Annotated in this window: 10 protein-coding genes; 4 read left to right on the forward strand and 6 right to left on the reverse strand. The window is 69.6% G+C overall.

The annotated features are described in order from the left end of the window. The first annotated feature begins 101 nt into the window (after positions 1-101). Complete coding sequence (locus tag K9U40_RS05525; protein ID WP_282889207.1) at positions 102-1,538, forward strand: class II 3-deoxy-7-phosphoheptulonate synthase; 1,437 nt, start codon at positions 102-104, stop codon at positions 1,536-1,538. Between the two features lie 82 nt (positions 1,539-1,620). Here K9U40_RS05525 and K9U40_RS05530 read toward each other — a convergent pair whose 3' ends face one another. From K9U40_RS05530 to K9U40_RS05545, 4 genes are all read right to left on the reverse strand, one after another. Continuing rightward, complete coding sequence (locus K9U40_RS05530; protein ID WP_282889208.1) at positions 1,621-2,676, reverse strand: nucleotidyltransferase domain-containing protein; 1,056 nt, start codon at positions 2,674-2,676, stop codon at positions 1,621-1,623. A gap of 112 nt (positions 2,677-2,788) precedes the next feature. Beyond that, positions 2,789-3,289, reverse strand: coding sequence for a GNAT family N-acetyltransferase (locus K9U40_RS05535; RefSeq protein WP_282889209.1), 501 nt, complete (start codon positions 3,287-3,289; stop codon positions 2,789-2,791). Between the two features lie 266 nt (positions 3,290-3,555). Beyond that, entirely contained in the window at positions 3,556-4,743 is a 1,188-nt protein-coding gene (locus K9U40_RS05540) for an FAD-dependent monooxygenase (RefSeq protein ID WP_282889210.1), read from the reverse strand. A 45-nt stretch (positions 4,744-4,788) separates the two neighbouring features. Then, entirely contained in the window at positions 4,789-5,046 is a 258-nt protein-coding gene (locus K9U40_RS05545; RefSeq protein WP_282889211.1) for a zinc-finger domain-containing protein, read from the reverse strand. 479 nt (positions 5,047-5,525) lie between these two features. On the opposite strand from K9U40_RS05545, the gene K9U40_RS05550 reads away from it, so the two are divergent. From K9U40_RS05550 to K9U40_RS05560, 3 genes are all read left to right on the forward strand, one after another. Further along, the gene (locus tag K9U40_RS05550; RefSeq protein WP_282889212.1) at positions 5,526-7,325 is read left to right on the forward strand and encodes an ABC transporter ATP-binding protein; all 1,800 of its coding nucleotides are present in this window, start codon (positions 5,526-5,528) and stop codon (positions 7,323-7,325) included. A gap of 153 nt (positions 7,326-7,478) precedes the next feature. Then, on the forward strand, positions 7,479-8,255 hold the full coding sequence (gene pcaD / locus K9U40_RS05555) for a 3-oxoadipate enol-lactonase (RefSeq protein WP_282889213.1): 777 nt from the start codon (positions 7,479-7,481) through the stop codon (positions 8,253-8,255). 77 nt (positions 8,256-8,332) lie between these two features. Next, positions 8,333-9,385, forward strand: a complete 1,053-nt coding sequence (locus tag K9U40_RS05560) for a cation diffusion facilitator family transporter (RefSeq protein WP_282889214.1) — start codon at positions 8,333-8,335, stop codon at positions 9,383-9,385. Here the strand turns inward: K9U40_RS05560 and K9U40_RS05565 are convergent, their stop codons facing one another. After that, positions 9,386-9,616: a formate dehydrogenase subunit delta gene (locus K9U40_RS05565; protein WP_282889215.1), complete on the reverse strand. Its 231-nt coding sequence runs from the start codon at positions 9,614-9,616 to the stop codon at positions 9,386-9,388. After that, positions 9,606-10,484, reverse strand: a complete 879-nt coding sequence (fdhD, locus tag K9U40_RS05570; protein ID WP_282889216.1) for a formate dehydrogenase accessory sulfurtransferase FdhD — start codon at positions 10,482-10,484, stop codon at positions 9,606-9,608. The genes K9U40_RS05565 and fdhD overlap by 11 nt, the downstream gene beginning before the upstream one ends. Positions 10,485-10,499: the final 15 nt, after the last annotated feature.

The following is a 10,499-nucleotide window of genomic DNA, read 5'->3' on the forward strand; positions in this document are numbered from 1 at the left end:
TGTATAAGCCCGCCTTCCGGCCCCGCGAACACAAGAGGAACGTGAGGGTTGGACCCGGCGCCGGACGAGCCGGCCCGGTTTATGAGAACATGGAGAGTGAAATGGTGACCCGCCCGCAATCCGCTCCTGTCCCTGGCGCCGAGGCTTCTCGCCGCGCCGAAGGCTGGCGTCCGGATAGCTGGCGATTTTATCCCGGCGTGCAGATGCCCGATTATCCGGACAAGGCAGAACTCGCCGAGGTGGAAGCCAAGCTTGCCTCCTACCCGCCCCTCGTCTTCGCCGGCGAGGCGCGCCGCCTGAAGGCGGAGATCGCCAAGGTCGCCCGCGGCGAGGCCTTCCTGCTGCAGGGCGGCGACTGCGCCGAAAGCTTCGACGAGCATTCGGCCGACAACATCCGCGATTTCTTCCGCGTCTTCCTGCAGATGGCGGTGGTGCTCACGTTCGCCGGCGGCTCGCCGGTGGTGAAGGTGGGCCGCATCGCCGGCCAGTTCGCCAAGCCCCGGTCCTCGGATACCGAGACCGAGAACGGCGTGACCCTGCCCAGCTACCGCGGCGACATCGTCAACGACATCGCCTTCACCGCGGCGGCCCGCGTGCCGGATCCACGCCGGCAGATCGAGGCGTACCGCCAGTCGGCGGCCACCCTCAACCTGCTCCGCGCCTTCGCCAACGGCGGCTATGCCAACCTTGAGAACGCCCACCAGTGGATGCTGGGCTTCGTGAAGGACAGCCCGCAGTCCTCCCGCTACCAGGAACTGGCGAACCGCATCACCGAGGCGCTCGACTTCATGCGCGCCTGCGGGATCAATCCGCAGAGCCACCCGGAAATGCGGACCACGGACTTCTTCACCAGCCACGAGGCGCTGCTGCTGGGCTACGAGCAGGCGCTGACCCGGGTGGATTCCACCTCCGGCGACTGGTACGCCACCTCCGGCCACCTGCTGTGGATCGGCGACCGCACCCGCCAGCCGGACCATGCGCATGTCGAGTATTTCCGCGGCATCCGCAACCCGATCGGCATCAAGTGCGGCCCCTCCATCACCGGGGACGGCCTCATCCGCCTGCTGGACATGCTGCAGCCCGACAACGAGCCGGGCCGCATCACCCTCATCTGCCGCTTCGGCGCCGACAAGGTGGGCGAATACCTGCCCGGCCTGATCCGCGCGGTGGAGAAGGAGGGGCGCGTGGTGGCGTGGTCGTGCGATCCCATGCACGGCAACACCATCAAGGCGGCGTCGGGCTACAAGACCCGGCCGTTCGAGCGCATCCAGTCGGAGATCCGCTCGTTCTTCGACATCCATGCGGCCGAGGGCACCTATGCCGGCGGGGTGCATCTGGAGATGACGGGCAAGAACGTCACCGAGTGCACCGGCGGCGCCCGCGCCATCTCCGACGAGGACCTGCGCGATCGCTACCACACCTATTGCGATCCGCGCCTCAACGCCGAGCAGGCCATCGAGACCGCCTTCCTGGTGGCCGAGCTGCTGAAGCGCGAGCGCCTCGCCCGCGGCCGCCCGGAGGTGGTGGCGGCGGAGTGATGCGGACCACGTGATCCATGGAAACGGCGGGCTTTGGCCCGCCGTTTTCGTTTTGGGCCCAGGCTGGGCAGCGAAGTGCGCCTCACAGCAGTCCGGCATCTGTGGCGTCGAACAGGGGCCGGGCCGCTTCGAAGACGGCGCGGGGGAGCATCCGCAGGTCATCAGCCTCATACGGCAGATGCGCGAGCTCCCGCGTGACGATGCGGCCGACCGCCTTGGCCTGGGCCTCATCCCGGCGCCGCTTCAGGGGATCACGACCGGGCTGGCGCGAAAGCCAGAGCTTGTGCGCCGCGAAGACACGTGGATCCGTGGCGACGATCCGCACCGGCGCACCCTTCTCGTCTATGGCCACCGCCTCGAAAGCAGGGGCGCTTTCGAGCCAGGCGAGACCGTCGATGGGAATGGCCGTCAGTTCTTCCTCGGATGCGCCGATGCGCACGTCGCCCCTGCGCCACGGCGGATCGACGGCAGGGGGGATGAGGTCCACGAGATAGCCGTCGCGGTTTGCGGCCCTGAAATTCTGCCGCGTCCGCTCGAATGACCTGTCGATCTTGCGGAGCAGGGAAATGAGCGTGCCGTCTTTGATATCCGCCGCGGCCGCGAGCCGGAGGGAGCGACGTGCATCCATCAGCAGATCCATGTCTTCCGTCGTGGTGATGCTGGCGTCCACCGTGACCCCGGCCGCTGCCTCGTAGGCGTATATGGCATTGGTGCCGACGATGCGCAGTCCTCGCCCGAGCAGGCCGGCCGCATCTATGGCCCGGATGATGCGGGCGCCGAGCAGCGGGACCCGGCCGAGCTGCAGCGCGCGGTTGACCGAGGCCTGCCGCGCCAACACCTCCCGGAGGGCTTTCTCTCGCGCGGTGGCTTCGTCGCGCTGGGCGTCCCACTGCGCCTTGAGGCGTTCGGTCTCGGGGGCGCGGATGCCTTCCGTTTTCTGACGACGAATTCCGGCGCTGTCATAATAGCTGCGGAGCAGGTAATCGCCGTCGCCGCTGCGATGCCAGACCAGGGAGCCGCGGAAACCGGACAGCCGCTCTCTGGCGTCCCGCCACGCCTGATAACGCTGCGCCGTGTTCACGCGCTCGCGCAGCTGGTCCCTATTTAATTCATTTATTTCAATGTTATCAACAGGCATGGCGCCTTTTTGCCCCAAGTGTTGCAAGGATAGGATATCCGGTCGGCCGAGGCTTGCAACACTTGGGGTCGGAAATCGTTTTATCTGTTGATATATATGATTCTAAATGACTTTATCCGGAGGCGCTCACCATCCCGGCAACGCCCGCGAACGCTCCCTCCGCCAGCTCCGCCACCAGCAGCCGGGCCGGATCCACCGGGCCGGGCAGGGTCACCTGGCCGATGGGGACGCGTTTGAAGCCGAAGCGGGCATAATAAGGCTCGTCGCCGACGAGAACCACCAGCCGGTGGCCACTGTCCTGCGCCGCCTTCAGCGCCACTTCCATCAGCCGGGCGCCGATGCCCACCGACTGGAACGGCGGCTCCACCGTGAGCGGGCCGAGCAGCAGCGCCGGCGTGGTGCCGATGCGCACCCGGGTCAGCCGCACCGAGCCCACCAACATGTTGCCGACCCGCGCGGTGAAGGAGAGCGCGCGCTCGTGCGGCGCCTGTTCCCGGATGCGGAAGGCGGTGCGGGCGAACCGGCCGGGGCCGAAGGTGCGTTCGTGCAGCTTGTCGATGTCGTAGTCGTCGGCCGCCGTCTCGACGGCGATGAACAGGGGAAGCTCGGTCATTCAGGGGCTCGTTTCGCGGGCAGGACGAAAGGCCCGCGAGAGAGCCGGAAGGATCACCGACCGGGTCGTCAGGCGGGCAGCAAGGCACGGGCGGTGGTGCGCACCGTGTCCTGTCGTCGTCGCTGAAGGCGGATCGCCATGGCTTCCTGCACGAGAACATCTTCCTCGGGAGAGTGGGCGGGCCGATACCACGGTCGTGGGGGAAGGTCCAGTGCGGCGCAGGGGCGGGCGCGCATTTCGCACCGGCTGGCGCGGGTCGGCCCGCGTCAGGCGCCGTAGATCCAGCCGTAGCGATCGAGCAGGGCCGGGCCCTGGCGGCGCAGCACCAGGTCGCGGGCGATCCGGGGCGCGCCGGAGAGGTGGTAGATGATGCCGTTGCGCCGGGCCTCGCCCTGGATGCGCGAGGTGCGCCCGCGGCGCTCTCCCTCATAGGCGCGCAGGGCGGTGGCGGCATCGCTCTCGCGGGTGAGCGCGCCGGCGAGGCTCACCGCATCCTCGATGGCCTGCGCGGCCCCCTGGGCGAGGAAGGGCAGCATGGCATGGGCGGCATCGCCCAGAAGCGTGACGCGGCCGGAGCTCCAGCGGGGCAGGGGGTCGATGTCGTAGAGGCCCCAGCACAGGAAGTGGGAAGCGCTCTCCAGCAGCCGGCGCACCTCGCCGGTCCAGGAGGCGAAGGCGGCATGCACGGCGGCGCTGTCCCCCGGCGCGTTCCAGCGGGCCACCGGCTCGGTCTGCCTGACGATGGCGACGAGGTTGAGCGTCGCGCCCCCCTTCACCGGATAGACCACGAGGTGGGCGTCGCGCCCGAGATAGAGCCGAACCTCCGGCGGGTGGCCGTCCGGCACCGGCACGGTGGCGCGGAACGCCAGCCGGCGGGCGAACACCGGCGGCTGCGAGAGGCCGAGATGGGCACGCACGGACGAGCGCACGCCGTCGGCTCCGACGAGAATATCCGCGCCGTGGGCGATGAGAGTGTCGCCCTGCTTCACCACTGCCCGCACGCTGCCGAAGGCCGGCTCCACGGCGGTGAGGTCACAGCCCAGCGCGATGGCGCAGCCGGCCTCCTGCGCCGCCTCGGCGAGGAGGGTCTGCAGGTCCGCCCGGTGGACGACGAGGAAGGGCGCGCCGTAGCGGCTGGCGGCGGGGCCGTATTCGGCGCGGGTGAGGGGGGCGCCGCTGCGCCCGTCGCGCACCTCGAGGGCCCGTGGAGCCACCGCCACCTGCTCAAGCCGGTTGAGCAGGCCGAAATCCCGCAGGATGCGCGTGGCGTTGGGGGTGAGTTGGAGGCCGGCGCCGACCTCCTTCAGCTTCCGCGCCTGCTCCACCACCTGCACGGCGAGGCCGGCGCGGGCGAGGGCGATGGCCGCCGCAAGCCCGCCGATCCCCGCGCCCACCACGACGGCGCTGCGCGCCGCGCGGACGGGCTTCGGCTTGAATGGGATGGGCTCGGCCATGGCGGCATCCGGCTCCGCGCGGGGCGCCGGCGGATCAGCTTTCGGTCAGGCGGCGGAGGCCGCCGGGGTGTCGTGCCACTCACACTCTTCCGGCTTCGCAGTTCCGGCGGCAAGGGCCGGATTGTAGCGGTAGAGGGTGGAGCAATAGGGGCAAACCGCTTCGGTGTCGCCGCCGAGGTCGATGAAGATGTGCGGATGGTCGAACGGCGGCTTGGCGCCGACGCACATGAATTCCTTGCTGCCCACCTCGATCAGGGTGACGCCGAGGTCGTTGCAGAAGTGGGGAATGCCGGTGTCCGCCATGGTTCCGCCCGTGCGCGTTCAAAAAAGCGCCGCGACCTTAGCGTCTGATGCGCGCCGGTGAAAGGCCCCGGACCGCGGCAGATCGGCCATGGCCGGTTTGCGGCAACGGCGCCGCCTCGACGAACGGTTTCGTCGCGGTTATCCTTGCGGCAGATGAAGAAAGGGGAGGGTCGTGTCCATGAATCACATCATGTCCGGCGGGCCATCCCGAGCGTTCTTCGGTCTTGCGCGCGGCTTTTTCCGGCGCACACACCACACGGATGTGATCCCCAGGCGTCCACGCCGCTAGGCCGGCGGCCCTTCCAGCGCACGCGGTCCTCCTTCGTTCCGGCGCGCCGTCTTGGCGACCGGCAGGATGACGGCGGCTGCCGCCGAATCCGTCCACCATTCAAGGCGCGCCTCGCGCCGCCTTTTCCTTGTCCGAACCAGGGACCGGCCTCTTGCGCATGCCCTCGTGCCGCGCCGGCCGGAATCATGTCATGTCGCTCTTTCAGACTCACCGGCGCGGGGTGTCCTTCCGCGCGGTTTTTGCCTTTCTCCTCGGCCACTGGCGGCGCCGGAAGGGTGTCATCGCCGCCACCACCGCCGCCGTGCTCGTCGCCACGCTGGCGGAAGTGTTCGTGCCGCTGTTCGCCGGCCGGCTCATTGATGCGCTCTCGGGCCCGGACCGGGCGGCCGCGTGGCAGGCAGCGACAACCGCCTTCCTCGCCATCGTGGCCCTCGGCGCGGTGATGGTCGCCGCCCGGCACGCCACCTACGTCATCATCGTCAAGCTCACCCTGCGCATGATGTCGGACCTGGCGGCCGATGCCTTCGCACGGGTCCAGCGCTTCTCGGCGGACTGGCATGCGAGCACGTTCGCCGGTTCCACCGTGCGCAAGATCTCGCGCGGCATGTGGTCCCTCGACGTGCTGCACGACACCCTGCTGGTGGCGCTGTTCCCGTCCGTGGTGGCGCTGGCCGGCTCGGCGATCCTGCTTGGCCTCCACTGGCCGGTGATGGGCCTCGTCGTGGCGGTGGGCGCGGTGGCCTTCGTGGCGCTGACGCTGGTGCTGTCGCTGACCTATGTGGCGCCGGCCGCCCGGCTCTCCAATGCATGGGACACCCGCGTCGGCGGCGTGCTGGCGGATGCCGTGGGCTGCAACGCGGTGGTGAAGGGCTTCGGCGCCGAAGAGCGGGAGGAGGCGCGGCTTGCCCGCGTGCTCGCCAAGTGGAACGGGCGCACGCTGCGCACCTGGATGGCGGGCACCTGGGCCGGCACGGCGCAGCTTCTGGCGCTGGTGGCGCTGCAGACGTCCATCATCGGCACGGCGCTGATGCTGTGGCGGCAGGGCGCGGCGAGCGCGGGCGACATCGCCTATGTGCTCACCACCTATCTCGTCGTGCATTCCTACCTGCGCGACATCGGAATGCATGTGCACAATCTCCAGCGCTCGCTCAACGAGCTGGAGGAACTGGTGGAGATCCACCAGCAGAGCGTGGCCATCGCCGATGCGAAGGGGGCCGTGCCCATCAGAGTGGAGGACGGGCGCATCGCCTTCGAGCACGTCACCTTCCACTATCGCGGCCATGACAAGCCGCTCTTCGACGACCTGAACGTCACCATCGAAGGCGGCGAGCGGGTGGGCCTCGTGGGCCATTCCGGCTCGGGCAAGACCACGTTCGTGAAGCTGATCCAGCGCATGCACGACGTGACCGCCGGTCGGGTGACCGTGGACGGGCAGGATGTGCGCGCGGTGACGCAGGGTTCGCTCCGGCGCGCCATCGCGGTGGTGCAGCAGGAGCCAGTCCTGTTCCACCGCTCGCTGATGGAGAACATCGCCTATGGCCGTCCCGACGCCTCCTTCGGAGAGATCCGGCGGGCGGCGGAGCTGGCCAACGCCTCCGGCTTCATCAAGCGCCTGCCGCGCGGCTACGGCACGCTGGTGGGCGAGCGAGGCGTGAAGCTCTCCGGCGGCGAGCGCCAGCGCATCGCTATCGCCCGCGCCTTCCTCGCGGATGCGCGCATCCTGATCCTGGACGAGGCCACCTCCAGCCTCGATTCGGAATCGGAGGCGGCCATCCAGGAGGCCATGGAGCGGCTGATGGTGGGGCGCACGACGCTCGTCATCGCCCACCGCCTGTCCACGGTGCGCTCGCTCGACCGCCTGCTGGTGTTCGACCGGGGGCGGATCGTGGAGGAGGGCGACCATGATGCCCTCGTGCGGCGCGAGGGTGGCCTCTACCGCCGCCTGTTCGAGCGGCAGGCCATGGAACTGGCGCGCGGTCTCGCGGCGTGAGGGCAGGGTGAGGACAAGTTGTGGGCAAACGGGGGGCGGCGCGCAGGCGCCGCCCCCTGTCTCCGGGCTGCGAATCGAACCGTTCTCCCCCTTGCGCCACTCCGGGAAGGCGATACACCTTATCTGGCATAATGAATCCAGAAGAGGTGTGCGGTGCCGCTCATCGACATTTCCGGGGAGCAGTTCCACGTCGAGCTTACGGGCGCCGAAGGCGCGCCGCCTCTCGTTCTGTCCCATTCCCTGGGCTGCACGCTGGGCATGTGGGACGAGGTGGCGCCGCTGTTCGCCCGCACCCGACGCGTCATCCGCTACGATGCGCGCGGCCATGGGGCCAGTGCCGCGCCCGATCAGGTCTATGCCATGGGCGACCTGGGCCGCGACGTGCTGGCGATCCTCGACCGGCTTGGCCTTGCGCACGCCGATTTCTGCGGCCTCTCCCTCGGCGGCATGGTGGGGCAGTGGCTGGCGCTGAACGCGCCCCAGCGCCTGACGCGGCTGGTGCTCGCCAACACCACCGCCCATGCCGGCCCGCCCCGCTTCTGGGACCAGCGCATCAAGGCGGTGCGCCGCGACGGCGTGGAGCCCATCGCCTCGTCCGTCATCGACAGCTGGTTCACGCCCGAGTTCCGCGCCAGGGCGCCGGCGCGGGTGGCCTCCGTGCGGGCCATGGTGACGGGCACGAGCCCCGCCGGCTACATGGGCACCAGCGCCGCCATGCGCGACATGGATTTCCGCCACGACCTCAAGGCGGTGCGCACGCAGACGCTGGTCATCGTCTCGGACGGCGACCGTTCCACGCCGCCGGCCTGGGGCGAGGCCATCGCCGCCGCCATCCCCGGCGCGAAGCTGGCGCGGCTGCCGGGCGGGCATCTTTCCGCCATCGAGCAGCCGGAGGCATTCGTGCGCACGGTGGAAGCCTTCCTCGGCTGACATTCAGCCGACACCTGAGCCGGTGACATTCGCGCGCGCCTGTGGAACATGCGCGGCGGATGGACCGGGAGGACAGGATGGGATCGCCGGAGACCGGGACCCAGCGCCACGACCACGAGAATGACCATGACCATGCCGGTGGCCACGCCCACGGCGACGGCGCACATGGTCACCTGGGGCAGGCGCACGCGGGCCACGCGCACGCGGAACACGCTCACTCAGGCCACGGCCACTCAGGCCACGGCCACGACCATGCCGTTCCCGATTCCCTGCGCGCCTTCGCCATCGGCGCGGGGCTGAATTTCGGCTTCGTCCTGGTCGAGGTCGTCTTCGGCCTCTATGCCGGCTCCCTCGCGCTCTTGGCCGACGCCGGGCACAACCTCTCCGACGTGCTGGGCCTGGTGCTGGCCTGGGGCGCGGCGTGGCTGTCGCGGCGGGCACCGACGCGCCTGCGCACCTATGGCTACGGCCGCTCCTCCATCCTCGCCGCCTTGGCCAACGCCATGATCCTGCTGCTGGGCACCGGCGGCATCATCCTGGAGGCCATCTCCCGCCTCTCCAGTCCGGAGCCGGTCCAGACCGGCATCGTCATGGTGGTGGCGCTGGTGGGCGTCGCGGTGAACATGGGCACGGCGCTGATGTTCATGGCCGGCCGCAAGGGCGACCTGAACGTGCGCGGCGCCTTCATCCACATGGTGGCGGATGGCGCCATCTCGCTGGGCGTGGTGGTGGCGGCGGGGGTGATCGCGCTCACCGGCTGGCTGTGGCTCGACCCAGTGGTGTCGCTCGTCATCGCCGTCGCCATCATCGCCGGAACCTGGGGGCTGCTGCGCGACAGCCTCAACCTCGCCTTGGACATGGTGCCGGCCGGCATCAATCCCGAGCAGGTGGAGGCCTTCCTCGCCGCCCGTCCGGGGGTGAGCGAGGTGCATGACCTGCACATCTGGGGCCTCAGCACTACGTCTGTGGCGCTGTCCGCCCATCTGGTGCGGCCGGGGGCGGCGCTCGACGACGATTTCCTGGACGAGACCTGCGCCGAACTTAGGGCGCGCTTCGGCATCGCCCATCCGGTGCTGCAGATCGAGGAGGGGCGGATGGCCTGCGCCCTCGCGCCAAGGGACGTGGTGTGATCAGGCGGCCTTCGCCGCCTTGAGCCCTTCCAGGGCTTCCTTGGCGATAGGCGAGAGGCCCTCGCCGCCATGGGCGATGTGCTCGGCGATCTTGGTCCGCATGCGCGGGTCCCAGAACTTCTGGATGTGGATGCGCGTGGCCTCCACCGCCTCCGCGTGCTTCTGCGCCGAGAAGGCGGTCGCGATCTGGTTCGCCATGTAGACGAGCTTTTCAGCAGTGCTATGCGACATGGTTCTGCCGTTCCGGTGAGGGGAGCGCGATGCGCCCGGGATGGGTGAAGATCTCGAAGCCGTCGGCGCGCACGATGGCGCAGAGCGTGATGCCCGCCGCTTCCGCCGTGCGGATGGCCAGCGAAGTCGGCGCGGAGACGGCGGCAATGACGCCCACGCCCAGCACGGCGGCCTTCTGCACCATCTCGATGGAGACGCGGCTGGTCAAAAGCAGGATGCCGCGCGCGGTATCGAAGCCGGCTTCCGCCGCCTTGCCCACCAACTTGTCGAGTGCGTTGTGCCGGCCCACGTCCTCGGCCAAAGCGAGGATGCCGCGGCCGGGCTCGAAATAGGCCGCCGCGTGCACCGCGCGGGTCTCATGGTTGAGGCTCTGGAGCGGGCCGAGGGCGGCCATGGCGTCAAGCAGCGTCGCCGGTGAGAAGGCGGTGTCCGCCGTCACCAGCGCCGCCGGCTTAACCGCCTCGGCAAGGCTTTCCACCCCGCACAGGCCGCAGCCGGTGGGGCCGGCGAGCGCCCGGCGCCGGGCGGAGAGATGCTTCATCTTCTCCTCGGCGATCCACATGCGGGCCTCGATGCCCTCCTCCACCACGATCACCTCGCGGGAGAGGATCTCGGCGGCGGACGCGACGATGCCCTCGGTGAGGGCGAAGCCCAAGGCGAAATCGGAAATGTCCGTGGGACTCGCCATCATCACCGCATGGGTGGTGCCGTTGAAGGTGAGGGCGACCGGCACTTCCTCGGGCACCGCCCGCTCGCCCGTCGACACTGCGCCGTCCCGCACCTGCACGCGCTCCACCCGTCGCGCCGGGGGCGGAGCGGGGAGGGCGGTGTCCTGCGGCAGCGGGCAGGTGACGGGCGTGTCGGTCATCTCAAGGTTTCAAAT

Origin of the sequence: Xanthobacter autotrophicus (genome assembly GCF_030015065.1) — a bacterium.
GTDB classification, from domain to species: Bacteria; Pseudomonadota; Alphaproteobacteria; order Rhizobiales; family Xanthobacteraceae; genus Xanthobacter; species Xanthobacter autotrophicus_D.

Bases quoted from the DNA above. Each gene is read 5' to 3' on its own strand.
- K9U40_RS05525 (WP_282889207.1), top strand. From the start codon at position 102: ATGGTGACCCGCCCGCAATCCGCTCCTGTCCCTGGCGCCGAGGCTTCT.
- K9U40_RS05530 (WP_282889208.1), bottom strand. From the start codon at position 2,676: ATGCCTGTTGATAACATTGAAATAAATGAATTAAATAGGGACCAGCTG.
- K9U40_RS05535 (WP_282889209.1), bottom strand. From the start codon at position 3,289: ATGACCGAGCTTCCCCTGTTCATCGCCGTCGAGACGGCGGCCGACGAC.
- K9U40_RS05540 (WP_282889210.1), bottom strand. From the start codon at position 4,743: ATGGCCGAGCCCATCCCATTCAAGCCGAAGCCCGTCCGCGCGGCGCGC.
- K9U40_RS05545 (WP_282889211.1), bottom strand. From the start codon at position 5,046: ATGGCGGACACCGGCATTCCCCACTTCTGCAACGACCTCGGCGTCACC.
- K9U40_RS05550 (WP_282889212.1), top strand. From the start codon at position 5,526: ATGTCGCTCTTTCAGACTCACCGGCGCGGGGTGTCCTTCCGCGCGGTT.
- K9U40_RS05560 (WP_282889214.1), top strand. From the start codon at position 8,333: ATGGGATCGCCGGAGACCGGGACCCAGCGCCACGACCACGAGAATGAC.
- K9U40_RS05565 (WP_282889215.1), bottom strand. From the start codon at position 9,616: ATGTCGCATAGCACTGCTGAAAAGCTCGTCTACATGGCGAACCAGATC.
- fdhD (WP_282889216.1), bottom strand. From the start codon at position 10,484: ATGACCGACACGCCCGTCACCTGCCCGCTGCCGCAGGACACCGCCCTC.